The following is a 26,646-nucleotide window of genomic DNA, read 5'->3' as shown; positions in this document are numbered from 1 at the left end:
GTACATACAAATAGTCAGTTGCCTCACAAAAAACCTAGAGGAGGTAAGTTAACCAAAGAGCAAAAGCAATCTAACCGGACTTTAGCGAGTCGTCGAGTCCTGATTGAACATGTTAATCGGCAGTTAAAAGTTTTTCGGATTTTGAGTCAGCGCTACCGTAATCGCAGGAAACGTTTTGGATTGCGCTGTCATTTAATTGCTGGGCTTTATAACTACGAAATTCAAAAAGCCTAAATTCCTGTTGAATTTAACTCAATCCTCCACCATACCACAAAACTTTTTTGCAAGAGGTCTATTGTTTAAGTAAATTTCCCATACCTTGGAGCGATCGCTCACCGATGAATTCAGATAAATTAAGTACACGTAATTTACGGAGATAAAATTTCACAGAGTAACAAGAGGCGATCGCTAAATAATAAATTTTTACCCATAAAGGGCGTCTTTGTTACAGATTTTAAAGGTATTGGCTGCTCCGTAAGATAACTGTTATGCTACCAATCTTCCTGGGAAAACTAGTGTTATTAGCAAATTATTATATTTCCGAGATTTTGATGGAAATTCCTAAAATATCTGCTTTGAAAAACTTTGTAGGCTGGGTAGCTGATGAAATTAATTACTGGGTTGTTTTGATTGCCGGAAATTTACAATCCACTCTAGATGAGGTGTTTCATGTCGGCAGTTAGCCTTAGAAAGATTCTTAATAAAGAAGAGTTGCCATCTCTGCTTCAGGACTTAGTATCCCGACTGAACATCGCGATTGACGTTGAACTAGTAGACGGTACGAAACTGATTAGTATTGGCGAGCAAACATCAGAAAATCGATATCCTATTGAAGCGTCAGGAGAAATCATCGGTTGGGTTGTTGGTAAAGAACAGGCAAGTTTACTGGCGGGTTGGCTCTCGTTATTGGCAAAGCAGGAAGCTGAGAAGAAAATACTTGCTAAAGAACTCCTGGAGCGATATCAGGAAATTGATTTGTTTGAAGATATCTTAACTCAACTGACAACAAGTTTGGATAGACGACAGATTGCCCAACTTGTGCTTCAAGAAATGAGTCAATTGATTGAATCATCAGCAGGGATGATTTTTCTGCTCAGTCCCGATACGGCTGAGTTTGAAATCATTGGCGAATTTGGAGCGTTTTTTGGGCAGAATCAGCCAGAACTAGGCAAGGGAATAATTGGCAGCATTATCGAATCAGGTCGAGCAGAACTGGTGAATGACGTGCAAGCTGATTCTCGATTATGGGCACAGAAAAACATTAACGCTTTGATTTGTGTACCTTTAAGAGCAAAAGAGCGGGTAATAGGAGCGATCGCTATTGGTACAGAGAAAACCGACTCCTACAGAACCGAACACCTGAAACTTGTAACTATCTTTGCGTCTCAAAGTGCGATCGCCATTGAAAAAGCTTTGCTTTATGAGCAAAGCACTCAAGCAACCATCGAAGCAAAAGCGCAAACACAAAAACTTCAACAAGCTCTGCAAGATTTGCAACTGGCACAAACTAAGTTAATCCAAAGCGAGAAAATGTCTTCTTTAGGGCAACTAATTGCTGGGGTGGCCCACGAAATCAATAACCCAGTGAACTTCATTTGCGGGAATTTGAGATATGTTGCAGAGTACGCCAATGACTTATTACACCTGCTGCAAGACTATCAAAAATTTTTACCTGTAGCTCCGCCAGATCTGCAATCAGAGTTAGACAGTATTGATGTGGAATTTATCATGCAGGATCTTCCCAAACTGCTGGATTCGATGAAACTGGGCACAGATCGCATTGTGGAAATTGTCCAATCTTTGAAAAACTTCTCCCGCCATGACGAAACCCAAATCAAAGCTGTCAACATCCACGATGGCATCGATGGAACGCTGATGATTCTTCGCCATCGCCTAAAAGCGTCTGCTCACCGTCCGGCAATTGAAATCATAAAAGAGTATGCCAAACTTCCCCTGATTGAATGCTACCCAGGACAGTTAAATCAAGTGTTCATGAACATTCTGGCAAATGCCATTGATGCCTTGGAAGAGGGAATGGGGAATAGGGAATGGCGAAATTACGAATCACAAAGAAATCACAATTTAGAAATCACAACTCAACGCTCCCCTACTCCCCAAATCAGCATTCGCACCCAAACGCTAGACAATAACTGGATTGTTATTCGCATTGCAGACAACGGCCCAGGTATGAACGAAAACATCATCCAACGCATTTACGATCCCTTCTTTACTACCAAAGAGATTGGTAAAGGAACTGGATTAGGTATGGCCATCAGCCGCCAAATTGTTGTAGACAGACACGGAGGAATTCTCAAGTGTTGTTCTCAGTTGGGTGAAGGTACAGAATTCTGGATTCAAATTCCAGTGAATTATTTAGTGCTAGAAGCTTTACCAGGGCACTGTGACACAAATTCTGTTTCACCAACTTCTACAACTGAACTCTGCTCCACTATCAATGTCCAGGGTTTGATTCCATCAACAATACCTATGCTCAAACCAGCGGATTTGCTAATCCGCCATACTCAACTGATCCAACGACTTTCACAGCAAAGTCCAGACATTGGCGTTGGACAACCCGATCAAATTTACCAACTGTTTCAACGCCACCCAATTTCCTTAAAGCTTTACGCCACCCTATTGTCCTGGTTCTGTTGTCAGAATCCCACTCACTTAAATGACTGAGGAAACCTCAACCATGCCTAGCCAAGTTGATGAATACTACCGTCAGCTATTTGAACAATGTCCAGTTGGTCTAGTGTTGTGCCGCCGAAATGGGGCACTGATTGACATCAATCCTGCTTATGCGGCCATTTTAGGGCGGAGTGTCTCCCAAACCCTGAATCTTAACTATTGGGAGATGACACTGCAAAAGTATGGCGCTCAGTCAACGATCCTAGAAAGCTTAGAACGAAATGGCCGCTACGAACCTTGTGAGAAAGATTACATCCACAAAGACGGGCATTTGGTTCCGGTCAGGCTTTCGGCAGTACTGGTTGAGAAGGATGGGGAGCGGCTAATTTTGTCAACTGTGGAGGACATTAGCGACCTCAAGCGTGCCCACCAAGAACGCGAAGACGCTGAAAAAATTTTGAAACAGAGTGAAGCACGATACCGTTCTTTAGTAACAACTAACACCCAAATAATTTGGGTCAGTACACCAGAAGGAATTTGCTTTGAATTGGCAAGCTGGATTGCCTACACAGGTCAAAGTTTAGCTGAAGCTGAGAATGGAGGATGGATTAATGCCGTTCATCCTGACGATCGCGCCTACACTGGAGAAGTCTGGAGTACTGCTGTAGCCAACCGCAGTCTTTATCAAATTGAATACCGAATTCGCGGCAAAGATGGTAATTATCGCTACTTTTGGGTCTGGGGTGCCCCAGTAATCGAAGAAGACGGCAGTGTTCGGGAGTGGATTGGTACTTGCACCGATATTCACGATCGCAAGCTTGCAGAAGCCGAAAATCAGCGTCTTAAAGAACGATATCGTAGTTTGGTGACTGCTACTTCACAAATCGTTTGGGGAGCTACTCCCGAAGGACTGGGAATCAGTAATGAAATGCTAACTTGGATCGCATACACAGGTCAGACCCAAGAGCAAGTTGCAGGTTGGGGTTGGATAGATCCGATTCACCCTGACGATTGTGCCCACAGTGCAGAAGTTTGGAATACTGCTGTGGCAAACCGAGGTATCTACCAAACCGAATACCGATTACGTGGCAAAGATGGCATATACCGCTACTTCTCTGTGTGTGGTGCCCCAGTCCTAGAAGCAGATGGCAGTATCCGGGAATGGATTGGCACTTGCACTGATATTCACGATCGCAAGCTAGCAGAAGCGGAAAATCAACGGCTAATGGATATGTTAAATCATTCCAGCGATGCTGTGATTGTGCGCGACTTTGCTGACAACATCACTCATTGGAGTCAGGGGGCTGAACGGCTCTATGGTTGGAGCTCTCAAGAGGTGAAAAACCGAGCCATCATTCACAACCTGTTAGACACAATCTTTCCTAAACCGCTAGCTCAAATCCAGACAGAGTGTTTACAGCAGGGTACTTGGGAAGGCGAACTGCAACATACCACCCGCGATGGCAAATGCATTATCGTTCAGAGTCGCTGGACAATGCAATTGGATGCATCCGGTCAACCCTGCGCCACGTTAGAAATTAATACTGATATTACTGCCCGCAAACAAGCAGAAATCGGTCTGCGGCAATTGAATCAACAACTGGAAGCTAGAGTTACAGAGCGGACGGCTGCCTTAGAAAATACCCTAGCAGAAGCCCAAGGTTTAAATGCCATTTTAGACAACTTAGCGGATGGTTTGTTAGTGACAGACACTACCGGACAAATCACCCACTTCAATCCTGCCTTTTTAGCTATGTATGGATTGACAGGCGATACCCTCAAAGGTCACTATCAGGAACTACCGATATCCGGTTTAGCAGACTTAGTGCAAAAAACCCAATCTCATCCCAGCGAGGTGTTGGCTGCCGAAGTTACCCTGGCAAAGGAACGTATCGGTCAAGCAGTAGCTGCCGCCATCTTCAAAAGAGGGTCAGGCAATGAACCTGCTACTTGCTTTGGTTCGGCGCTGCTGATTCGGGATATAACTGTGGAAAAGGAAATCGATAAGATGAAGACCGATTTCATCTCCACAGTTTCCCACGAACTGCGAACACCACTGACTTCTGTCCTCGGTTTTGCCTCGATCATTAAAGAAAAGCTGGAAAGCGATGTGTTCCCCATGCTTACTGGCGAAGACCGCAAGCTTCAGAAAACAATCAAGCGGGTAGGTGACAATCTCAACATTATTGTGTCTGAGGCAGAACGATTGACATCTTTGATTAACGATGTCTTAGATATTGCCAAGATGGAAGCAGGTAAAGTGGAATGGCAAATGCAACCCCTTGACCCAACTGAGTTATTAGATTGGGCGACTACTTCTACAGCCGCGTTGTTTGAAACCAATGGCTTAGAGCTAATTACGGAAATTGAACCAGGATTACCTGAAGTAGTAGGCGATCGCAATCGTCTACTCCAAGTCTTGATCAACTTGATTTCCAATGCTATCAAATTTACTCAGTCTGGTTCTATCTCCTGCCGCATCAAACAAGAGAACGACGCTATTTGCATAAGCATCATAGACACAGGCGTTGGCATTGCACCTGAAGACCAGCCGAAAGTGTTTGAGAAATTCCGCCAAGTTGGCGACACTCTCACCGACAAACCTAAAGGTACAGGCTTAGGACTGCCCATTTGTAAACAAATTGTTGAACATCACGGCGGTAGAATCTGGGTAGAGAGTCAGCCTGGTAAGGGTAGTACGTTTTCGTTCATCATTCCTATCTACACCAGCAATCACAAAACCAGTGCCAAGCTGAATTTAGATGCTTTGGTTAAACAACTCAAAGAACACGTCATCACTACAAACACTGTGCCCTACGAAAACCGCAAAACCATTTTAGTGGTAGATGATGATGCCAACATTCGGGAACTGCTGCGTCAACAACTAGAAAACGAAGGCTACAACGTTCGAGAAGCCAAAGACGGTATGGATGCAATTCATCAAATTAAAATAGCCCGTCCAGATTTGATTCTTTTAGATGTGATGATGCCTCAAATCAACGGCTTCGACGTGGCAGCTGTCCTAAAAAACAATCCTCAAACCGCAGATATTCCAATCATTATTTTATCAATTATTGAAAACAAGGAACGGGGATATCATATTGGGATTGATCGCTATCTTACTAAGCCGATCAATACAGAGAATCTTCTGGGCGAAATTGGCTTACTACTTACTCAAGGCACTTCCAGTAAAAAGGTATTAGTTGTCGATGAAAATGCCTCAACCTTAAAAACCATATCCGATGTCCTACAAACTCAGGGATACAGCGTTATTGAAGCTTCCAATCCCCAAGAATGCATCAATAAAGCTTTGTCAGTTAAACCTGACATGATTATTATTGATTCTATCTTTTCTCAAAAAGCCGATTTGGTGAAAACCTTACGCTTTGAGAAAGAATTGGAGAATGTATTCTTTATTATGCTGTCCGATCAGTAATCTAGGGAATGGAGAGTGGGAGTAGGGAGATGAGGAAGTGAGGGGAATGTGGGTAGATTATCAAAAAGCTTCTCACCCTTCGCACCCCTCGCACCCCTCCCACACTCCCAGTTTGCCCATTATCCAATACCCCATTCCCCACTCCTATGACCCAAAAAATTCTAATTGTTGACGATGAACCTAATATCTTAATTTTGATGGAACAAGCCTTAGAAGCTTTAGAAGATGAAGGGGTTGAACTTTTAACTGCTAGAAATGGTGAAGAAGCTCTGGAAATTATTAAAACCGAAAAACCAAACTTGGTTTTTCTTGATGTGATGATGCCTAAAATGAATGGTCTGAAAGTCTGCCAGATAGTGAAACACGAGTTGCAAATGAATGACATTTACATTGTGATTTTGACAGCTAAAGGACAGGAATTTGATAAACAAAAAGGAATTGAGGTAGGTGCAGACTTATATTTAACTAAACCATTTCGCCCCAAAGAAGTACTTGAAAAATCAATGAATGTCTTGGGCTTTTGATTCGAGAGAATACATAATTTAGAATCTATTAGTCAGGATTTAGCAAAAAGTCATGAGGCGGCTTTTGCCGTAAACGCTGCATCGGCTTGTCGTCAAACATCTGAACTTTCCAAAACAGACCGCCGCTCTCTTATGGCAGGAGGCAGTTCTTACTCTTCTTGCTGGAGGTAGAACTATTAATATTCCTAGCATTCATGCTTATTATTATGTCCTAAAGGGTGTGAGTACGGCTACACAAAGTTAAGAGACTTAAATCGGCTAACTTCACGCCACTTTGACTTTAATTGTAGTAAATTCTCAATTTGGAATTCTGCTGCTATATATCTAAGAATCATTACTAGCTAAGGGCAAAAGTAAACGGTTAACTACTCGATTATCGGGTAATTCATAGAAATTCACTTCTCCTCCTAGTTCCTGCATCAGATTTTGGCAAATTAGCAGGTGCAAACCTGGTGGTTGGTTGAGGTTAGAGGGAGCAAGGACATCTTTAAGTGTATTTTTATCTAAATCTGTTAATAGCTGTGGTTCGATTGCACCATTGTGTGTAATCGACAGTTCTAAGAATTTCTGACAAGCAACGCCTACTCTAATAGCAGAATCCTGCCCCAACTGGGATATATTTCTTTTGATATCTGTGGGTTTATGGTCAGTTAAACGGCGACACCAAATGTCAATTCTGCCACTGCTTGGAGAATGGTTACAGGCATTAACTAATAATTCATGAATCACTAATTCAATCTTCATCACATCCCCTGCGATCGCCATTCCAGATTGAGCGTTAGAGCTAGCAACACCTCGAGGTAATAAACAACTTTTTGGTGATTCTCCATCCTGAATCGGTTGTCCCAAACCATGCACACCAATCCACAGCTTTTGTTGTTTGACTAAATTATCGATACGTTCGAGCGATCGCTTTAATAAACTAGCTATGGGCATAGTTTCCCAACTCTTGTGTAGCTGCCATTGCTCTAGTTTTAGCAATCCACTCATGGAAGTGGTTGCGTGGTCTAATTGCCGTAGCAACAGCTGGTAACGCATCTGAGTAAGTTCATTTGCAGGAATGCCTAAATCGTGTATTTGACTCAAAGACAGCGCTGTTATTCTTTGGATTTCCTCTAGGCGACGATGTTTGTACCAGTTAAGTTGTTGTAATTCCTCGGTTGTGGACTCTAAAAGGTGGTTAATTTGCTTTTGACGACGCCACCAAGCTAATTGAGAAATCAGAGTTGCTGTGGTATTCAAGCTCTGTTCTGACCAACGACGCTCTTGAGTATCTGCCAATAAAACTACACCCGTAGGTTTATAGTCAGTGTTAGTACGTAAGGTCATTAAGAAGATTTGCCCTTTGTCTGGCGTATTTAACCATCTCCGCGTTTCTGGAGGTAAATCATCCACTTTGAGAGTTAAGTAACTTTCTGTATCCAGTGCCCACTGAATTAGCGCCTCAGTTTGGATAGAAATCGATGCATCGGCAAAAATTCCAAATTGACTACTGGCAGTGACTCCAGGTATAATTTCTACCAACTTTTCACCAGGCGACCAGGAAAATAGTACCGCTAGCGGACAGCCGAGAATCGCTGCTATTTGTTCGAGTGCTGTAGATTCTAGATTCTTTTTTCCTGCCTCGATTTTGCTGTTTTCCGATTCCGCGAGAATATTTAGGCATCGCTCAAATGCAAATGTAATTTTTTGCTGGTGCTGAGTGCGGGTGTGCAGCTGCCACTGACGAACAATTACACCAATTTGTTGACTCACAGCCCAGAGCAATTCTTTTTCTAGAGTTGTCCAAGAACGATGGGTTTCGTGAGCAATGACCAAAAGTGCTGGCGGTATTTGACCGTGAAGGCATTTACAAATAAGTAGCGATCGCATCCCATTTTCTAACAACAAGGGACGCCAATTAAAAAAGCGTAAATCTTCATCTAAGTTCTCAATCTCTACCGCTTGAGTTGAACGTTGCAAAAGTTGCCCATCTAATTCTTTGAGAGTATCGAGAGCAAATTTCAACGGTCGGCGATTATGCGGCTGACTTTGATAAATAAATTGATAATTATTCTGCTCTGGGTCGTACTGTAACAGCAAAAAGCGCGTTGCAGCAAATCGAGTTAAAACTCTTTTAGCACAAATTTGTAAAGTTTCTTGAAGTTCATGTTCGTTAAAAACACCTTGGGCAACCTGGCTAGTTAGTTGGGCATCTTCTTGAATCTGTTTGATAGTGCTTTCGGTGTTTTCGTTGGGAGCAACTAGGGAAATTAACCCAGCAGCACCCTGGACAAAATTTTTGTCTGTGTCCGTCCAAATCCGGGGTTCATTACTTTCCACCGCCAGAAAACCCAGCAAGTTTTTTTGCCAAATAATTGGAGCTGCCAAGAGCGATCGCACCTTCAACCGTTGCAGCAATTTTGCTGTAAAATGACTTTTTAAGGAACTGCGAGCATCACCAATAGAGACAATTTGGTTCACTGACAAAGCATAATAAAAATCGCTCAATTCCTGCACTGTCATTCCCGCCGCTGGCTGAGTGCTAGAATTAAAATCGATTTTCACAAGTTGATTGCTCATCCGACACCAAAAATAGCGACCTTCCCGCTCAAACCAGTAGACATTAGTCCGGTTGGGAGAGACAAATTTATGCGTTGCTTGCACCGCTAATTCTAATCTTTGATTCAAGTTATTGACGTTGCCTAGTTTTTCTAGCAATTCTAATAATGGTTCGTCGGTTCGCCTGGTTTGCTTTTGCTGCAAATGCATCTCATGTTGATACAGCACTGCTCCCAGTTCGCCTAAAACCATCATCAAACGAGCTTTTGCTTCCCCTGTTAGTAGATAGCCCCAGCGTTCTGAACCCAGTAACAACAAACCTAAACAACGGTCTTTATATCGAATTGGTACGATGATTGTTCCTTGAATCTGAAATTTTTCTGCAACTTTTTGCCATTCAGCAGCACGAATTTCCGCTCGCAAATCAGCTACACCCAAAGGATGCTGTTCAATTACTACTTGCTCTAATAAATCTCCGGAACTAATAACAAATTTTTGGCGTAAAAAACTTGTGTCTTTGTGAGGCATGATACCACCTTTGCCGAACAATACGTGATTCAGGCGATCATAAAGAGCAATCCAAATCAGTTTGTAGTCAAACTCTTTTTGGAGATAAGAAATAACAATTTCAATCAGAACATCAACATCATCTTCTTCTCTGATGCTCTGGAGGACGCGCCCCAATGAAAGGATCTGCTGTTCAGCGGCTATAGGTTTTTGCGGCTGCCCCATCTGATTTATCGTTTTACGTAACTTGTAATATATAAGATGCCCACAAACGCACTCTGAATCATATCGCCACAAGTATTAAACTATCGAACAGTAGTTACTAAAACAGGTATTAACAGGTTAATGGTGAAAAACAAAAGGTTTTAATATGAAACAACGCAACTTTCGTACTATTAAGACAAATGGGGTTAATCTGAGGACAGTTGTTGAGGGTCAGGGGCCTCTGGTAATTTTGCTTCACGGCTGGCCTCAATGCTGGTATCTATGGCGTCACCAAATCGACCCGCTTGTGGAAGCAGGTTTCCAAGTCGCTGTTCCTGACCAACGAGGTTACGGTGGCAGCGATGCTCCAGAACAAGTCAATGCTTATGACATCATCCATTTAACTGGAGATGTTGTTGGCATTGCCGATGCGCTTGGTTATGAAAATTTCACTGTTGTTGGTCATGATTGGGGTACAATTGTAGCCTGGAACACAGCACTGCTTTATGAAGAACGAGTAAACGCTGTTGTCAGTATGAGCGTCCCCTACTCTCGTTACCCAGTAGGACTATTAACAAAACAAGAGAATTTTGGAGATAACTTTTGGTACATAGTCTATTTCCAAAAGCCTGGAATTGCCGAAGCTGAATTTGAAGCCGATATCCACCGTTCGTTGCGAATGATTTATGCTATCGGTAAGGGTTCCAACGCTGAGAAAGTTTTGTCTAACCTAAAACCATCAACTTCTGGTTTTCTAGACGGGTTAATCGATCCTGAGGATCAATCGTTAGGGTTAACCCAAGAGGATCTAAATTATTATGTAGAGCAGTACGAACGCAGTGGCTTTCGTGGGGGCTTAAATTGGTATCGTAATATTGACCGGAACATGGAAATTACTCCTCAACTGCAAGATAAAAAGATATCCCAATCAGCATTGTTCATTGCTGGTGAAAAAGATCCAGTACTCAAATTTCCGGGAATGAACCTCAATGAAATGAGCAACTGGGTTGTGAACTTGAAAGAACAAATTATAATTCCTGGTGTTGGTCATTGGGTAAGCGTGGAGTCTCCCGAAGTAGTTAATGAAGCCTTACTTCGCTTCTTAAAAGATTTTGGCTCTCAACACTAATTACTGCAAAATCTTTCAACAAAGCTGAAGTAAAAACTTCCCACGGTCGCAATCACAGTTATTTGAGCGGACATGATATGACTTGTGAATTCTGGATTCTGAATTCTTAGATAAAAACTAATGGATATTTATCAAGTTGCGATTCGTCCACTGTTGTTCAATCTGGTAAAAGCAGACCCAGAGTGGTTACACCAGCAGACGATTCGCAGTTTTAATTGGCTCTCACAAACAAGTAGTTATCCTCTTGCCAGTTGGATAAATCCCTCCCTACAAAAATCTTTGTGCTTGGATGATTCGCGTCTAAAACAAAATTTGTTTGGGCTAAATTTCCCTAATCCTGTAGGGTTGGCTGCTGGGTTCGACAAGGATGGCGTTGCTGCTGGCATTTGGCCTAGTCTCGGTTTTGGCTTTGCCGAATTGGGAACTGTAACTTTTCATTCACAGCCAGGAAATCCCCGTCCCCGCTTGTTTCGCTTGCCATTAGATAAAGCTGCTCTCAATCGCATGGGATTTAATAATAGTGGTGCGGCAGCAATGGCGGCGAGATTGGCAGGCGAAAAGCACCAGTTTAGGTCAATACCTATAGGGATAAATTTGGGTAAATCTAAAATAACTCCTCTGGAAGCAGCCGCACAGGACTATTTTGATAGTTTTCGCCTACTTAAGGATTTGGGAGATTATTTTGTTGTTAATGTCTCTTCGCCAAATACACCAGGCTTACGATCACTCCAAGATGCAACCATGCTCAGTGCCATCTTAGAGTTATTGCAATCAGAAAATGAATCACAAAAGCCAATTTTTGTCAAGATTGCACCGGATTTATCATGGGAAGCGATCGCTGACATTATTTCTTTAGCTAAAACTTATCAATTAGCGGGAATTATCGCCACCAACACTACTATCAGTCGTGATGGACTCAAAACCCAGGTGATTGAGCCAACTGGTAAATCACCCCAGTCGGAAGCTGGCGGAATTAGCGGTGAACCATTGCGCTCCCGCTCCACTGAGGTAATTCGTTTTATTTGGCAGCAAACTCAAGGACAAATCCCGATTATCGGCGTTGGCGGTATTTTTTCTCCAGAAGATGCTTGGGAAAAAATTATCGCTGGTGCTAGCTTAATTCAGGTTTATACAGGCTGGATTTACGAAGGGCCACTGATAGTACGTCGGATTCTTACAGGTTTGCTCTCTCATTTAAAAGAAAGCGGATTAAATTCCATCGGCGAAGCTGTGGGTTTAGAAGTAAAAAGTAAAGCCTGAAAGTTCTTTACTTTTGCCTTTTAGCCTTTTATTCTTCCACTGGGAAAAACTCTTTAGTTTTTTCTGAGTATGACCAAGCGATACCATCAGGGTCTCTACTGCGACTCCACTCTGGAAATTCGGGGTCATTTCGCCGTTTATAAACTGTGCTGGAATAGACATTTAGCCGTTTGGCAAGTTCAGATTGAATCAGAGAGCCAAAAACTAATTGTTTTTCTAGCGTTTGTCTAGCTTCGTTATGAGTTGGCTGTGGGAGTGATTCAGTTTCTGGTTCTTCCTCCTGTATGGTTGGTGGTGGTGCTAATAGCGACCGCGCTGTTTTAGTAACTGGTTGAGCCGGAAGTTCTTTAACTGGCTCACTACTATCAAGAATATTGCCAAGAATGCTGGCAGTTATAAAGTAGTAAGACTGCCCTGACTCTTCAGAGTTGACTATACTGGCACCAAATTCCGAGGCTTTAGCATCCAAGTAGCGTTTTGCCGTTGTTCCCGGAAAATTGCCCCTGATTGCTAAGTCCATTGGCGTCAGTCTGCCCTGATTTTCACGAACCAATTGATGAAAAATTGGGTTAACTCGCACAGTCCACTGTTGCCATTGATATTCCTGCCAAAGCTTGAAGCCAATTACCAGCACAATTACTGCTAGTAAAATTCTCCAAGTGGCAACTAGGAAAATAATCAAAAACGAGATGGGCAAAAGTACAACGAGAAAAGCCTTACCGTTATCCTCTATGGGTTTCTCACTCATGCCGATTTTTGCCAAGTGAATTTTGGAAAATAATATTACTATATTGGCAAAAAGTGGAACATTTTTTTGTATCTTTTGGCAAAGTTACGGCAAATTTGTCAGCAAAATCTTACTCAGTAAGTGTTATAGGTTTATCAACCTTCTATTTATCTAATATCGCTTGAAATTCTAAGCGACAACTTGCTTATGCCGCTCAGACTTTTCTTTCTAAAGTAATAACTCTAAATTAACTTGCTAAACCCTTGACAACAGATAATACATATACTACATTAATAATACAAGTCAACTTTCACTAGCAAGTTAGCTTTCACCAGTAGCGAATAGCTCAAATGGCAGAGCGCCCACTTTGCCTGGAAGGGCCGACGAATCGAGGGTTATCGCATATAACTAAAACACCCCCGATCAAACTTCTGGAGGTGTAGGTAAAAATCCTACTTCGTTACAGCAAATTTAATGCTGAGTTTTGAATTTATATGTGGTGGGTAGCTCAGTGGATAGAGCGCCTAAATATCCTTATTCACACCTTGCCTGAAAAGGCCGACGAATTGAGGGTTATCGCCTGCCAAGCGGGAGGTCGCGGGTTCAATTCCCGCTCCACTACACCAAATCTAGTCCTGAATTTTGAATTTTGAATTTATATGTGGCGGGTAGCTCAGTGGTAGAGCGCTAAACATCCTTGTTCACTCCTTGCCTGCAAAGGCCGACGAATGAGGGTTATCGAATAGGGTTCGAGAGGTCGCAGGTTCAAGTCCTGCTCCGCCACCTTTCATTTTTGCCTGCAAAGGCCGGGAGATGAAACGATGAATTACAATTTTTTCACTAAAAAGAAAACAACTACACCACAAAATCAACCTATCCCCGGACGGGAAGCAGAAATGGTCCAGGGACGTTCCGGCGGTTGGATGTTTGATGCTGGTATTTGGAAAATGCTACGGCGTTGTCTTTTAGTTGGCACGGCAAAAAGTACTTACTATGCTGGCAAACAAGAATTAACTGAAGATTTTGTCACAGTTGTCAGACAAGCTGTTGCTGAAAATCCCGGTCGTGTGGCGGAAGAAATTCTCTATGCTAGCGATGGACGCGCCATCAATAACAGCGCGCCTATTTTAGCCTTAGTTTTGCTGTCTATGGGTGAAGCACCAGAAGCAAAACGAGCTTTTAGTCAAATTTTCCCCCAAGTTGTCCGCACTGGTAGCCACTTCTATGAATGGCTGAATTACACGAAATCTCTGCGAGGATTTGGCAAAGTTGTACGAGAAGCTGGTAAAACTTGGCTATCGCGGGAAGATGTCAAAGGTTTAGCTTATCAACTTTTGAAGTATCAACAGCGTCAAGGCTTCTCCCACCGAGATGCATTGCGGTTGTTTCATGTCAAACCGCCTACAGAAAATCACCGTCAACTATTTGAATGGGTGGTTAGAGGCTGGGAAGAATTGCCAGCAGATATCCCCTCAGAAGCCTTGGCGCAGATTTGGTGGTATGAGTGGCTAAAGCGGAATCCAACCCAAACTCATGAAGCTATTTCCCAAGGACGCCTAACCCACGAAATGGCTGCACCTGTAGGCAAAATGGATAAGCTTGCTTGGCAACTGCTATTTCAGGAAATGCCAATAGGTGCAATGTTGCGTAACTTAGGTTCTTTAACTGAATTGGGCGTATTGCGAGCTGATGAAAACGCCAACTTGCTACAAGTGGAAGCAGTTCTTAATCGCAGAGAACATCTGCGTAAAGGTCGCATACATCCAATTGATGTTTTGAAAGCGCTTAAAACATATCAATCTGGTGGTAGATTAGGACGCAGCCAGAAGACTTGGAACCCAGTTCCTCGGATTGTGGACATTTTAGAAAAAGCAGTTGAACTGTCTTTTGATGTTGTGCAACCCACAGGTAAAGTGTTCATGCACGCCGTAGACGTTTCTGGTTCTATGGGTAGCTTGGTTGCAGATATAGGACTCAGTTGTTGTGAAATTGCCACTACAATGGCATTAGTAACAGCAAAAGCTGAGAAAAACTATGTAATTCGTGGCTTTGCTACAGAATTCCGGGAATTAGATATCACTGCCAAAGATAGTTTTAGTTCTGCGGTTCGCAAAGCTAGCAACCAAAACTTCGGTGGAACCGATGCATCTGTGGCTTACGACTGGATGATTAAAAACAAGTTCAAGGCAGATGTTGTCTGCTTTTGGACTGACTCAGAAAGCTGGGCTGGGTATAAGCATCCAAGTCAAGCGCTGAAGGAGTACCGCAAAAAGGTAAATCCCAAGGTTAAGGCGGTGTATATCACCCTGACACCTTACCAAATTACTTTGGTAGATCCTGAAGATTCGCTGTCTTGGGATTTAGCAGGATTCGATCCGGGTACGCCTCGAATTATCCAAATGCTGGCTACGGATGAGTTATAAAAATTGGTGAAGGATAAAAATAAAAAACTTTATCCTTCATTACTTCATGGCGGGTTACCCTTGTTCGCAACTTGCCTTCCGGGGACGAAGAATGTAGGGTTATCGGATACATCTCCACCATTTTGGGGATTAGCGGGTTCAATTCCCGCACCCGCCTTTGTTTTTGATTTTTACTTTAGCTAATTTTCATCCAAAATTGAAAATTGTTTGACTAAGGGACTTCCAAAAAATAAATTATCCCATTTCACGTCCATCAAAACCACTTTCTCTCCCCCTGCTCCCTTGCCCTCAAAGCGTTCGCGTAGCGTCCCGCAGGGATGGAATATTTTTTTAATTGGAAGTCCCTAAGCACTTCTTAAAGCCACAATAGGGTCGAGTTTGGCGGCGCGACGTGCAGGAACAACACCAAAAAATAAACCGATACCGCCAGAAACACCAACTGCCATAGTAATTGCCACAGGGGAAATTCCTGCGTTTAAAGGTGTTAAAGATGCTACTAACAGAATGCCACTAACACCAACGGCAGTCCCAACTAAACCGCCAACAGCAGAAACTATTATTGCTTCGATGATGAACTGTAGCAAAATATCTTGCTCTGTTGCACCGATCGCTTTTCTTAATCCGATTTCTTGGGTGCGTTCGGTGACGGAGACTAGCATAATGTTCATGATCCCAATGCCACCGACGAATAAGGATATGGCGGCGATCGCTGCTAGCATAATTGTCAATGCACCCGTGATTTGACCTACAGTTTGCAAAGCATCTTTCTGGGTACGAAGCGTAAAGTCATCTTCACCATTAATTTTGTGGCGTAGACGCAGCAAATTAGTAATTTGAAACTCTGCTGCATCGACGCTATCAGAATCACGAGCGGCAGCGACGAGGTAATCTAAGGCAATACCATAGGGAGAATTCTTTCCCACAAGGCGGTTTGCTGAGGTTGTAATCGGTATTAAAGCAGCTTCATCGTAATCTGCTCCCACGCTGGAACCTTTAGCTGTTAATGTCCCAATCACTTGAAAGCTAGTATTTCCGATTCGCAATTGCTGACCGATAGCGTTACTATTACCGAATAGTTTTTCTGCTAAGTTTGCACCTAATACAACAACTTGGTTGCTTCGCTTGATGTCTACTTCACTAAAAAACCTGCCTTTATCAGTTTCAAAATCGCGCACCGATAGAAAGCTGGGAGTTGTGCCAATGATATTGACATCAGTGTTTCTATTCCGGTAAGTAATTACTTGTCTTGTATTTAACTCTGGTGCAACTCCTATTACTGTTGGCACTTGAGAAGCAATTGCATCCGCATCTTGCAACACTAAAGTTTTTGGTACTTCAAAGGAAATGCGTTGAGTTTCTCGATTTCCGGGAATTACAAACAGCACATTTGGCCCTAGTGATTCCAACTGTTTATTAACAAACTTTTGTCCACCTTCGCCAATGCCAATCATGGCAATCACTGAGGCGTTGCCAATAACTATACCCAACATGGTGAGGGCGCTACGCAGCTTATTTGATAGCAAGGTTTTCCCTGCCATTTGGACGCTTTCTAAGAAATTCATGCCAATTTTAGATTTTAGATTAAAAGTTTCTATTAAAAGTTGACTGTTGGCTGTTGAGTTAGAAGTTAAGAGTTATTCTTCCTATCTCCTCATCTCCACACTCCCCAATTGTGAAATTATTTATTCTGCTGTTCTTTGGCCTTTTCGATTTTGTAATCTTTAGGTGGATTGATAAATATGCGATCGCCTTCTTTAACTCCCTCTAAAATTTGAGTTTGGTCTTTGATTTGCGCCCCAACTGTGACTTCGCGGAATTGGGGTTTATTATCTACATCTGGTACAAGTACGCCAGTTCTACCTTTTTCGGTGACGATTGACACCGTTGGTAATACTAAGGCATTATTAACGCGATCGCCCAAAAAAGTCAGATCTACATTTAACCCAGAACGCAGTTTATCTGTACCAGTATCCAAAGCAACTCGCACTTGGAAGGATGTCACACCTTGTTCTATCACTGCTTCTGGAGCAATCAGGCGTACATGACCTTTAAAAACTCGATCTGGATAAGCATCAGCGACAATTTCCACCTGCTGTCCCGGTTTGATTCTGCCAAGATCGGCTTCGGGAACTTGAGCTAATATTTCTAAACCCCGTGCTACGGCAACAATTGAACTGGAAGTTGCCGATGCACTAGTAGAAGCAGAAGTTGTGGGTGTGACAAAAGCGCCAGGATCGGCATACTTTTGGGTAACAATTCCCGAAAGGGGAGCGCGAATAATTGTATCTTCCAACTGTACTTGCACACCCTTCAACTGAGCTTGGGCGGCGGCGACAGCTGCTTGGCGTGCGGCTATTTCTTCACTACGGGTGCCATCTTCCAATAATACCAATGCTGCACGTGCTTCATTGACAGCTGCTTGACGCCCAGCGATTTCTTCACTACGACTGCCACTTTGTACTAAGGAAAATCGTTTTTTTGCTTCTTCTAAACTGGCTGTTGCACTTTTGTCTTCGCTGATGGCTTGATCGAGTAATTGTTTGTTCTCAGCGCCCTGTTGATATAGATATTGATAACGCTTGACTTGTTGAGCAGTATAATTCACCTTGGCTTGAGCTGCGTCTACTTGGGCTTGAGCTTGGGCAATTTCTTGGGGACGATTACCCGTACGAGCCTGGGTTAGCTGGGCTTGGGCTTGGGCTAATCGCGCTTTAGCTTGGGCAATTTCTTGAGGACGACTACCAGCAAGGGCTTCGGCTAACTGTGCTTGACTTTGGGCTAAGTTAGCAAGATACTGGCTCCTTTGTGCTTCAATGCTGGCACTATCCATGCGGGCGAGAATTTGTCCTTTTTGAATGCGATCGCCTTGTTGGACATACAATTGCGACAGCACCCCAGGATTCTTCGGACTAATATTCACGCTCTGCACTGGTACAACTTTCCCACTAGCTGTAATCCGCAATGTAACATTTTGTGCTGCAACTGGAACAGTTAAGCGATCAATGTCTTGTTTGTTTGTGCCTTGATTTATCAGAGTATAGTTTGCGACTGTACCAACAATTATGGCTCCTCCTGCCATCAGCCCAATCAGCCAGCGTAATGGATACTTTACTTTGCCAATAACTGGAATTTCTATGTGCGTAGCCATATTATAGAAGCCTGTAAATATTTTTATATCAGAGTGACCTTTAGTTAGAGGATAAGTAGAGAATACGGAGTTTTTCTTTGGGGATTAAATCTTTATTTCACAACTAGAGGCATAATTAGCTTCATAATGTCTTAATCTTACTTCATACTAGGCATTAGTATGTCTGTATGCCTTCACCTAAATGGGTGACTTTACCGATTGATATCCTTGTGGCGAATTAAAAATCCTAATAATGGTTAAAGTAAAAAGTGTATTACAGGTAAATAAGTAGGTTGGTATAAATATTTATTGTTGGGATGAGGTAGGAGGCAGTTCGCGTAGCCTGTCGAAGACAAGGCAATAGGGAAGAGGGTCTAAGTCTATTTAATTTTCCTTAACATAGTTTTTTCACACCATTCTACTTAAATAAAGTTAAAGTAGCGTCTGCCTACAAAGGTTTGTCTTTATGAAAACTGTGGTTTTTGGCATTCGTGCGGAAACTAGGATAAATCTATTTGATAAAAGGAAAAAGGTCAAACTCTTGACGAATTTCTAATAGCGAACGGTCTAACATTGGTTCTAAGTTAAGAAATGGGAGGAAAGTTTTATGATTACGAGTTTTAAGCCACATTGAAATAAACTCTGGCACTAATCGTAATGATTGAGAAAATATGGAACTGTACAAGCGAATCAGACCATAACGCTTGAGCAAGTCTTCATACATCACATTTACAGATGGATTCTGGCGCTCACGCAACCAATCTCTAAATTTGAAGTCACTCGTCCAAAATGTTAGCGGCAAAATCTTAAGTTCGTCGTACATATTTGTCTCATAGCCATAAATGACATGACTAATATCATGAGCAAGCAAAATTTTGCCAAAATCCTTTGGCTGAGTACTGGGATGAGTGAGATTCAAGTTGCAGGTGTAGTATTCCTCTAATCCTTGACGTAAAGTTTGAATACTATTTTTGTTGGTATATTGGGGTCGAGTTCCCATAGATATAGGTCTGTAAATAATATTATCGATACTAATAGTATCGATAATATTAAATGGCAAACAGCGGGGAGAACTCCAAGCAGATGCCGATTCAGATTTATTCTTTGACACAATAAGCAGTATCATGCTTTATGCATCAGTCTTTCCACCTAATGCCGAATCATGGGGTACTTATGTTCGCCGTGTTCTAGATTTTCTATTTAGAGATAAGATGCCTAATGGTCTGACCAATTCACAATAATCTAAGAGAAAATTTATAAATAAAATTTAAAGTAGACGTGTCGAAGCTTACTAAATATAACGATTAATGACAAATCTTACAGATAAAGACAATGGATGGTCGCAGTTAACTCATGGCGCACCGTTAGCAGTCATACTAGCAGTCGCGCTATATATTCTTTACCGACTATTATCGGTATTAGAACTTTTAGTGATTGCAGCATTGATTGCTTTGATTTTACGCACGCTGTTACGATTGTTGCAAAAGTTTGTGAAATCGCAGAAGATAGCTGTTTTACTCTTAGTTGGATTAATTATCGGATTTTTTATAATACTAATTACAGTAGTAGTTCCGAGTGTAACATCTGAGTCACAGAAATTACTAACCACATTACCAACTTACCTGAATAGATTGACAACAGATGTTGAACAGTTACGGACGAGATTTACTTTTATTCCTGATATCTCTCAAGCTCTAATACAATTACGAAACTTGACTAATCAGTTATTAAGGGGAGTACCAGTTTTCTTGAGTCAAGCTTTCGGCTTCACCTTGGAATTTGCCGCGACGTTGATTTTAGCGCTTTATATGGCTTACGATCCGAATTCATTAGTGAATGGAATCTTAAGATTAGTACCAAGGCAACATCACAAACGGTTTCAACGAATCCTTAAGGCTTGTAAGACAAGATTGCAGGGTTGGATTTTTGGCACAGGGATAGCGATGATATTTCTGGGTATTGGAGTAACGTTTGGACTTTTGATTTTAGGGATTCCCTCAGCTCTACCATTTGGGATTATTGCAGGTTTATTTGAAATAATTCCTTACGTTGGTTCGATTATTGGAGCTTTTTTACCAGCATTAGTAGCGTTAAGTATTTCACCAATCAAACTACTATTTGTGCTGATACTATTCTTAGTAATGAATCAAATAGATGCACACATTGTCCAGCCTTTAGTGATGGGTAAGCAAGTTAATATTCATCCGGTGATGGTAATTGTGGCATTTTTGGTGATGGGTAAGCTATTCGGATTTATTGGTATAGTACTTGCAGTGCCAGCAGCAGCAGTATTCGTTACGCTCATTGATGAGTTTACACTTGAAAAACCTGCTTTAGAGAAAGTAGCTATCGAAAGTAAAACAGATGTCCAATCGAACGACTAAATAAGCAATTCTTTAACAATTATGTATTTTTTGTAACTCAACAACTTGAAACCTGCTGTAAAAAATCGTCGTAAGATTACAATTTATAAATTAATATTATTAGACAATATTGATTTAGGTAGCATTCCATGCACACCTTTTTGGGGAGTGTTCACAACTTGAGTAATGTGAAAATTCACAGCTAAACTACACAATACATAAGCATCTTCTGGTGACAAATTTGTGAAGCGTTCCAGAAAATCAATCATGTTTTTTAAAGCCATTTCTAAGGCTTCATCTAAGGTTTGAGCAAAACCCATTGTGATAATATCGGTTGGAGTTTCTGCAATTGGTGTCGTCAGTTGTAAATCTTTGCGAAGTTTGAGCGTAATTCTACCATTCATCGAAGTTTCAATGGCGGTAACATTGACTTCCCCATCTCCCTGTGCGGAATGCCCATCACCAATAGAAAATAACGCACCGGGGACAAAAATTGGCAAAAATAAACGAGAACCTGCTTGGAGTTCGCGGTTGTCGATATTACCGCCGTAACAACCTGGTGGGACGGAAGTTCGAGAGGTTTCTGGGGTAGCAACACCAAGAATTCCGAAAAACGGTTTCAGGGGAATTTTGATCCCAGCATCCGGTGGAAATTCCGCAATATTGTTTGCTAAATCCAGAGGAATGAATCTTAAAGCGGGTTGAGAAAACTGATGTGGTAAAGCTCCCCAACCTGTACGAATTGCATTGAAGCCTACAGGTAAACGAGGTGCGATCGCCTCTAATTTTACTTCTAAAACATCCCCTGGTTGGGCATCCCGCACGTAAATTGGCCCTGTGAGCAAATGCGGTCCCCCAGCTATTTTGCGTTCTGGTAAAAGATTTTGACAGATGTCGAGAAATTCTGGTGTCAGAAACTCTGGTGGTGCTTTCTCGTAAACGTAGTAACCAGTATAAGTTTCTATGTCAACTGTATCACCAGAATCAATAATAAGTGCTGGGTCTAACGAATGGGAGAAACCACCCAAATGTACGGTTTCCTTAGTAGCTTTTAAAATAAAATGAGCCATCGCTCTGTTCTAAATATTATTTATCAAAATTTTTATAGCAAATGAATTGATTGTAGGGGCACACAGCTGTACGCCCCTACGTGTGTATCTATAACAGATATTTCCTCAAATGGTTTTACTTTTGCCTTAATTTTACTACGGCTGTTGGCGTATTCTTTGCCACACAGTAAAGGCTAAAAGAAGAATAATACTAGTAGCAGTAGCCAACATTACAGCCAAACTCATACCCTGTATTCTCATCGCTAGCAAGTTGCAAACCAAGGTAACTCCCCACAGTGTAAAGGCAGCATGGCGCTGGGAGAGTCCCCAAGCCAGTAAGCGATGGTGAAGATGGTCTTTGCCAGGAGTACTCAGAGGGTTATTTCCTGCTAATAGCCGTCGCACAAATACTTGAGTAGTATCTAACACTGGCAACAATAGAAATAAAACTGTGGGTACGAGGGCATAAATTGTGTTTTGTTGCAGTCTGCCTAAAATACTAGTTGCTGCCAAGACATAGCCAAAAAAGTATGCTCCAGCATCGCCCATAATAATCCGTGATGGATGGAAGTTATGGCGCAAAAAGCCCAGTGCCGCACCTCCCAAGGCTGCTAATACCAATATTGCTGCTGCACGGTTGTTAAATTGGGCTGCAACTCCTAACAAACTCATGGCGGTAATAAAGCTGATTCCTCCCGCCAAACCATCCATACCATCCATCAAGTTGATGGCATTGGTAATCCCTACTACCCATACCACCGTCAGGCACATGGACAGAAGCGAGTCGATAGGAGTACCAAACAGGACTTTGACACTGATACCGTTAGCTACCAATAATAGTGCTGTGACAATTTGTGCCCACAAACGCACAGAGGGCGGTAAGCCAAACTGATCGTCGATAAAGCCCACAAGGACTAATATTGAACTCCCCAAGAGAATAGTTAGCACCTGAGCCAATACGTTTTGGAGTTCGATCGGTCGTAAAAGACTGGCTAATACCAGCGCGGCAATTACGCCCGCGTAGATAGCTAGCCCCCCTGCATTGGGTAAAGGTTCTCGGTTGAGTCGCCGTGCGTTGGGTTGGTCAGCCCAACCTACCCGCAAGGCGAATTTACGTACTGTGGGAATTAAACGCCAGGTTACCAGCCAAGCTAAGAGGAAGGTAAATACTACTGCCAACCAGCCGGTGCCGCTAGGTTCGGCAATACCAAGGGACTTAAGGGAGTTGTCTAAGTTCATCTCCCAATTCAAGCATTACTGCCAGTATTTAGTATGAGCATCACCTGTATATTAATCAATTTTTTATTTCCATTTGTAACTTGACTTGCTGGAGAGATTAGCACTCTTGTCCTGTGAGTGCTAAATTGTCTAATGGAAGCGCTTGAGAAATAAAACATGGCGAAAATTATTGCATTTGACGAGGAATCGCGGCGAGCTCTAGAAAGGGGTGTTAACGCCCTTGCCGATGCCGTAAAAATCACCTTGGGGCCCAAAGGTCGCAATGTCCTTTTAGAGAAAAAATTTGGCGCACCTCAAATTGTCAACGATGGTATCACTGTTGCCAAGGAAATTGAATTAGAAGATCCTTTGGAAAATACAGGTGCAAGACTCATCCAGGAAGTGGCCTCGAAAACTAAAGATGTTGCTGGAGACGGTACTACAACTGCTACAGTTCTGGCACAGGCTTTGATTCGCGAAGGTCTAAAGAACGTTGCGGCTGGTAGTAACCCAGTGAGCTTAAAGCGCGGGATCGATAAAACTATCGAAGCGCTGGTAGAAGAAATTGCCAAGATAGCTAAACCAGTAGAAGGAAGTGCGATCGCTCAGGTTGCCACTGTCTCTGCTGGTAACGACGAAGAAGTTGGTGATATGTTAGCCCAAGCAATGGAAAAAGTCACCAAAGATGGTGTCATTACCGTTGAAGAATCGAAATCCCTGACAACTGAATTAGAAGTTGTAGAAGGGATGCAAATCGATAGGGGTTATATTTCTCCCTACTTTGTCACCAACAACGAACGGCAAATCGTCGAATTTGAAAACGCTCGCATCTTGATTACTGATAAAAAAATTAGCAGCATTCAAGATTTAGTGCCGGTATTGGAAAAAGTTGCCCGTTCTGGTCAACCGTTGCTAATTGTTGCCGAAGATGTTGAAGGAGATGCCTTGGCAACTTTGGTAGTCAACAAAGCGCGGGGTGTACTTACCGTAGCTGCCATTAAAGCGCCTGGATTTGGCGATCGCCGCAAAGCTTTACTAGAAGATATTGCCATTCTCACCGATGGACAATTGATTTCTGAAGAAATCGGCTTGAGCCTAGACACCGCTTCTTTAGAGGCGTTAGGAACTGCTCGCAAAATCACTATCGATAAAGAAAACACCACAATTGTTGCTGGTAGCGATAACAAACCAGAGGTGCAAAAGCGAATTGGTCAAATTCGCAGGCAGTTGGAAGAAAGCGATTCCGACTACGATAAAGAAAAACTCCAAGAACGCATTGCTAAGCTAGCTGGCGGTGTGGCAGTGATTAAAGTAGGTGCGGCTACAGAAACCGAACTCAAAGACCGTAAACTACGGATTGAAGACGCCCTCAACGCCACTAAAGCTGCTGTGGAAGAAGGTATTGTTCCTGGTGGTGGAACCACCCTGATTCACTTAGCCAAGGCAATAGAAGCAATCAAAAACAGCCTCCACGAGGAAGAAAAAATTGGGGCTAATATTGTCGAGCGAGCGTTAGAAGCTCCCTTGCGTCAAATAGCAGACAATGCTGGTGCAGAAGGTTCTGTAATTGTCTCTAGAGTCCGGGATGCCGAAATTAACATTGGTTACAACGCTGCTAGCGGAGAATTTGAAGACTTGATTGCTGCTGGTATTATCGACCCTGCCAAAGTCGTGCGCTCAGCTTTACAAAACGCTGGTTCGATTGCTGGCTTAGTCTTAACTACCGAAGCGATCGTTGTCGAAAAACCTGAAAAGAAATCCGCTGCTGCTCCTGATATGGGCGGTATGGGCGGCATGGGTGGCATGGGTGGCATGGGCGGCATGGGCGGCATGGGCGGCATGTTTTAATCTCTGTTCGCCCACAGATGTAAGAATTCACAACCAAAGCCGCAAAGGTCTGTGGCTTAGCTCCTGAATTTTTAGATAAATATTTTTTAAGCAGTTTGTCTTGAGAAGACAAACTGTTTTTTATATCTACCCTACCATTGCTGATTTAGAAGCAATATGTTATCTGTATTGCTGGTAACTTCCCGAACATAAATAAATTTAATTATCAACGTTTTCAGTGGTTAGTCGTAAGTATAAGTAATGATTAATAAAATTTTGAGCGCCAAATTAACCATGTAAATCAATTATGTAATTTAGAAATTACTGTCTTTTGATTAATTTTTGTAAAATCATATGTATGTGATTTATCTTTTGTCTTTTGTAAATAACAAATGACAAAGAATAGATGACAAAGTGCAAAGCCTGTTCCAAGCTTTTTTCCATAGATGCCCTTGGGGCGTCTTGTCGTCAGACATCAGAACTTTGTAATAAATGACAAATTACTATTAGGTAATATTTCATGGCACGAAAACTGCGCCGCGCTCCGAAAGTAGTAAATAAGCCATTTGAAGATGAGTTCTATCACCACCCAGGAACTCTGCCAGGAACAATTTTTATTGATGCAAATGCTCCAGCACCGATAATTTTCTTGATTGACTATAACCAAACCAATTTTATCCACGAACAAGTAGCAACTCCAGAAGAATGTAGTCCATATCTAGAGATGGAAACTGTTTCTTGGGTAGACGTACAAGGTTTAGGATCTCAAGACATATTACAAAGATTGGGTCGAGTTTTTGATTTGCATCCTCTGGTTTTAGAAGATGTGGTTAATGTACCAGAGCGTCCGAAAACAGAGGATTATGAAGACCAATTACTCTTCATTTCTCGCATGGTAGTACCAAAGGAAAAAACATGTGGCTTTTACAGCGAACAAGTGAGTTTGATATTGGGTAAAAATTATTTGCTCACAGTCCAAGAAGAACCAGAGCATGATTGCTTTGAACCAGTGCGATCGCGAATTGAAAAAGGTAAAGGCATCATCCGCTCTCAAAAAGCCGATTATTTAGCTTATGCTCTATTAGATGCGATTATTGATGGCTATTTTCCAGTGTTGGAACTTTATGGTGAGCGAATCGAAGAATTAGAAGAGGAAGTAATAGTTAAACCAACTCCGCAAACATTACAAAATATTTATCAAATTAGGCGAGAATTACTACAACTACGTCGAGCTGTCTGGCCGCAGCGAGACGCAATTAATTCCTTGATTCGAGATGGCAGTGATTTGATTAGTGAAGACGTGCGAATCTACCTGCGAGATTGTTATGACCATACCGTGCAAGTAATGGATATGGTGGAAACTTACCGAGAACTAGCATCTGGATTAATGGATGTCTATCTTTCAGCAGTGAGCAACAAAATGAATGAAATCATGAAAGTCTTAACAGTGGTTTCATCAATTTTTATTCCATTGACTTTTGTTGCCGGAATATATGGTATGAATTTCAATACCGAGAAATCACCATATAATATGCCTGAATTGAATTGGTATTGGGGCTATCCAATGTGTTGGGCAGTGATGATAGCGATCGCACTTGGTTTACTATTGTTTTTTTGGCAACGAGGCTGGCTGCAAAATTCTTTCACCATTAAACGTGATTAAAGAATTGTACGCAAACA

The 26,646-nt window shown here is 42.2% G+C and carries 18 protein-coding genes and 2 tRNA genes; 13 read left to right on the top strand and 7 right to left on the bottom strand.

Annotation, left to right across the window (positions count from 1 at the left end; all coding sequences use genetic code 11):
• The 5 genes from FCR06_RS19905 to FCR06_RS19885 all read left to right on the top strand — a co-directional run.
• The coding region (locus FCR06_RS19905) for a transposase family protein (RefSeq protein WP_138499596.1) at positions 1-234 on the top strand (234 nt) is incomplete at its 5' end.
• A gap of 254 nt (positions 235-488) precedes the next feature.
• Positions 489-683 (top strand): hypothetical protein, encoded by a 195-nt coding sequence (locus FCR06_RS19900; protein ID WP_138502752.1) that lies wholly within the window; start codon positions 489-491, stop codon positions 681-683.
• The gene (locus FCR06_RS19895; RefSeq protein ID WP_138502750.1) at positions 670-2,682 is read left to right on the top strand and encodes an ATP-binding protein; all 2,013 of its coding nucleotides are present in this window, start codon (positions 670-672) and stop codon (positions 2,680-2,682) included. The genes FCR06_RS19900 and FCR06_RS19895 overlap by 14 nt, the downstream gene beginning before the upstream one ends.
• Before the next feature lie 13 nt (positions 2,683-2,695).
• Positions 2,696-6,067, top strand: coding sequence for a PAS domain S-box protein (locus FCR06_RS19890; protein WP_138502748.1), 3,372 nt, complete (start codon positions 2,696-2,698; stop codon positions 6,065-6,067).
• A 146-nt stretch (positions 6,068-6,213) separates the two neighbouring features.
• On the top strand, positions 6,214-6,591 hold the full coding sequence (locus FCR06_RS19885; RefSeq protein WP_138502746.1) for a response regulator transcription factor: 378 nt from the start codon (positions 6,214-6,216) through the stop codon (positions 6,589-6,591).
• A gap of 324 nt (positions 6,592-6,915) precedes the next feature.
• On the opposite strand, the gene FCR06_RS19880 is transcribed toward FCR06_RS19885, so the two are convergent.
• On the bottom strand, positions 6,916-9,864 hold the full coding sequence (locus FCR06_RS19880; RefSeq protein ID WP_138502745.1) for a GAF domain-containing protein: 2,949 nt from the start codon (positions 9,862-9,864) through the stop codon (positions 6,916-6,918).
• Positions 9,865-10,009: 145 nt separating this feature from the next.
• Here FCR06_RS19880 and FCR06_RS19875 point away from each other — a divergent pair, with 145 nt between their 5' ends.
• Both FCR06_RS19875 and FCR06_RS19870 read left to right on the top strand, forming a co-directional pair.
• The gene (locus FCR06_RS19875; RefSeq protein WP_138502743.1) at positions 10,010-10,972 is read left to right on the top strand and encodes an alpha/beta fold hydrolase; all 963 of its coding nucleotides are present in this window, start codon (positions 10,010-10,012) and stop codon (positions 10,970-10,972) included.
• A gap of 120 nt (positions 10,973-11,092) precedes the next feature.
• Entirely contained in the window at positions 11,093-12,232 is a 1,140-nt protein-coding gene (locus FCR06_RS19870; protein WP_138502741.1) for a quinone-dependent dihydroorotate dehydrogenase, read from the top strand.
• Positions 12,233-12,260: 28 nt separating this feature from the next.
• Here FCR06_RS19870 and FCR06_RS19865 read toward each other — a convergent pair whose 3' ends face one another.
• Positions 12,261-12,980, bottom strand: a complete 720-nt coding sequence (locus FCR06_RS19865) for a hypothetical protein (protein ID WP_138502739.1) — start codon at positions 12,978-12,980, stop codon at positions 12,261-12,263.
• 475 nt (positions 12,981-13,455) lie between these two features.
• Here FCR06_RS19865 and FCR06_RS32255 point away from each other — a divergent pair.
• From FCR06_RS32255 to FCR06_RS19860, 3 genes are all read left to right on the top strand, one after another.
• Positions 13,456-13,585: transfer RNA gene (locus FCR06_RS32255), tRNA-OTHER, on the top strand.
• A gap of 36 nt (positions 13,586-13,621) precedes the next feature.
• Positions 13,622-13,743 (top strand) — tRNA-OTHER (locus FCR06_RS32250).
• Between the two features lie 37 nt (positions 13,744-13,780).
• Complete coding sequence (locus tag FCR06_RS19860) at positions 13,781-15,382, top strand: TROVE domain-containing protein (RefSeq protein WP_138502737.1); 1,602 nt, start codon at positions 13,781-13,783, stop codon at positions 15,380-15,382.
• A 344-nt stretch (positions 15,383-15,726) separates the two neighbouring features.
• Here FCR06_RS19860 and FCR06_RS19855 read toward each other — a convergent pair whose 3' ends face one another.
• The 3 genes from FCR06_RS19855 to FCR06_RS19845 all read right to left on the bottom strand — a co-directional run bounded on the left by FCR06_RS19855 (position 15,727) and on the right by FCR06_RS19845 (position 19,620).
• The gene (locus FCR06_RS19855; RefSeq protein ID WP_138502732.1) at positions 15,727-16,944 is read right to left on the bottom strand and encodes an ABC transporter permease; all 1,218 of its coding nucleotides are present in this window, start codon (positions 16,942-16,944) and stop codon (positions 15,727-15,729) included.
• Between the two features lie 116 nt (positions 16,945-17,060).
• A complete protein-coding gene (locus FCR06_RS19850; protein ID WP_138502730.1) occupies positions 17,061-18,530 on the bottom strand; it encodes an efflux RND transporter periplasmic adaptor subunit in 1,470 nt (489 codons plus the stop codon).
• Between the two features lie 490 nt (positions 18,531-19,020).
• Positions 19,021-19,620: a hypothetical protein gene (locus tag FCR06_RS19845; protein WP_223280205.1), complete on the bottom strand. Its 600-nt coding sequence runs from the start codon at positions 19,618-19,620 to the stop codon at positions 19,021-19,023.
• A gap of 196 nt (positions 19,621-19,816) precedes the next feature.
• Here FCR06_RS19845 and FCR06_RS19840 point away from each other — a divergent pair, with 196 nt between their 5' ends.
• Positions 19,817-20,893, top strand: a complete 1,077-nt coding sequence (locus FCR06_RS19840) for an AI-2E family transporter (RefSeq protein ID WP_138502728.1) — start codon at positions 19,817-19,819, stop codon at positions 20,891-20,893.
• Between the two features lie 83 nt (positions 20,894-20,976).
• Here the strand turns inward: FCR06_RS19840 and FCR06_RS19835 are convergent, their stop codons facing one another.
• Together FCR06_RS19835 and FCR06_RS19830 are read right to left on the bottom strand one after the other, a co-directional pair.
• The gene (locus FCR06_RS19835; protein ID WP_138502727.1) at positions 20,977-21,942 is read right to left on the bottom strand and encodes an acetamidase/formamidase family protein; all 966 of its coding nucleotides are present in this window, start codon (positions 21,940-21,942) and stop codon (positions 20,977-20,979) included.
• A gap of 135 nt (positions 21,943-22,077) precedes the next feature.
• Entirely contained in the window at positions 22,078-23,160 is a 1,083-nt protein-coding gene (locus tag FCR06_RS19830) for an MraY family glycosyltransferase (RefSeq protein ID WP_138502725.1), read from the bottom strand.
• 156 nt (positions 23,161-23,316) lie between these two features.
• Between FCR06_RS19830 and groL the strand changes: the two genes are divergently transcribed.
• Together groL and corA are read left to right on the top strand one after the other, a co-directional pair.
• Positions 23,317-24,987, top strand: a complete 1,671-nt coding sequence (gene groL, locus FCR06_RS19825) for a chaperonin GroEL (protein ID WP_138502723.1) — start codon at positions 23,317-23,319, stop codon at positions 24,985-24,987.
• 499 nt (positions 24,988-25,486) lie between these two features.
• Positions 25,487-26,629, top strand: a complete 1,143-nt coding sequence (corA, locus tag FCR06_RS19820) for a magnesium/cobalt transporter CorA (RefSeq protein ID WP_138502721.1) — start codon at positions 25,487-25,489, stop codon at positions 26,627-26,629.
• The last annotated feature ends 17 nt before the right edge of the window (positions 26,630-26,646 follow it).

The organism is Nostoc sp. PA-18-2419, from assembly GCF_005869855.1.
GTDB lineage: Bacteria > Cyanobacteriota > Cyanobacteriia > Cyanobacteriales > Nostocaceae > Nostoc.
This window is presented reverse-complemented; position numbering and strand designations above follow the sequence as displayed.

What these genes read in the sequence shown, in the direction of transcription:
- FCR06_RS19855 (WP_138502732.1), bottom strand. Translation starts at nt 16,944, where the DNA reads ATGAATTTCTTAGAAAGCGTCCAAATGGCAGGGAAAACCTTGCTATCA.
- FCR06_RS19885 (WP_138502746.1), top strand. Translation starts at nt 6,214, where the DNA reads ATGACCCAAAAAATTCTAATTGTTGACGATGAACCTAATATCTTAATT.
- FCR06_RS19840 (WP_138502728.1), top strand. Translation starts at nt 19,817, where the DNA reads ATGACAAATCTTACAGATAAAGACAATGGATGGTCGCAGTTAACTCAT.
- FCR06_RS19850 (WP_138502730.1), bottom strand. Translation starts at nt 18,530, where the DNA reads ATGGCTACGCACATAGAAATTCCAGTTATTGGCAAAGTAAAGTATCCA.
- FCR06_RS19880 (WP_138502745.1), bottom strand. Translation starts at nt 9,864, where the DNA reads ATGGGGCAGCCGCAAAAACCTATAGCCGCTGAACAGCAGATCCTTTCA.
- FCR06_RS19860 (WP_138502737.1), top strand. Translation starts at nt 13,781, where the DNA reads ATGAATTACAATTTTTTCACTAAAAAGAAAACAACTACACCACAAAAT.
- corA (WP_138502721.1), top strand. Translation starts at nt 25,487, where the DNA reads ATGGCACGAAAACTGCGCCGCGCTCCGAAAGTAGTAAATAAGCCATTT.
- FCR06_RS19865 (WP_138502739.1), bottom strand. Translation starts at nt 12,980, where the DNA reads ATGAGTGAGAAACCCATAGAGGATAACGGTAAGGCTTTTCTCGTTGTA.
- groL (WP_138502723.1), top strand. Translation starts at nt 23,317, where the DNA reads ATGGCGAAAATTATTGCATTTGACGAGGAATCGCGGCGAGCTCTAGAA.
- FCR06_RS19890 (WP_138502748.1), top strand. Translation starts at nt 2,696, where the DNA reads ATGCCTAGCCAAGTTGATGAATACTACCGTCAGCTATTTGAACAATGT.
- FCR06_RS19870 (WP_138502741.1), top strand. Translation starts at nt 11,093, where the DNA reads ATGGATATTTATCAAGTTGCGATTCGTCCACTGTTGTTCAATCTGGTA.
- FCR06_RS19835 (WP_138502727.1), bottom strand. Translation starts at nt 21,942, where the DNA reads ATGGCTCATTTTATTTTAAAAGCTACTAAGGAAACCGTACATTTGGGT.
- FCR06_RS19830 (WP_138502725.1), bottom strand. Translation starts at nt 23,160, where the DNA reads ATGAACTTAGACAACTCCCTTAAGTCCCTTGGTATTGCCGAACCTAGC.
- FCR06_RS19900 (WP_138502752.1), top strand. Translation starts at nt 489, where the DNA reads ATGCTACCAATCTTCCTGGGAAAACTAGTGTTATTAGCAAATTATTAT.
- FCR06_RS19895 (WP_138502750.1), top strand. Translation starts at nt 670, where the DNA reads ATGTCGGCAGTTAGCCTTAGAAAGATTCTTAATAAAGAAGAGTTGCCA.
- FCR06_RS19875 (WP_138502743.1), top strand. Translation starts at nt 10,010, where the DNA reads ATGAAACAACGCAACTTTCGTACTATTAAGACAAATGGGGTTAATCTG.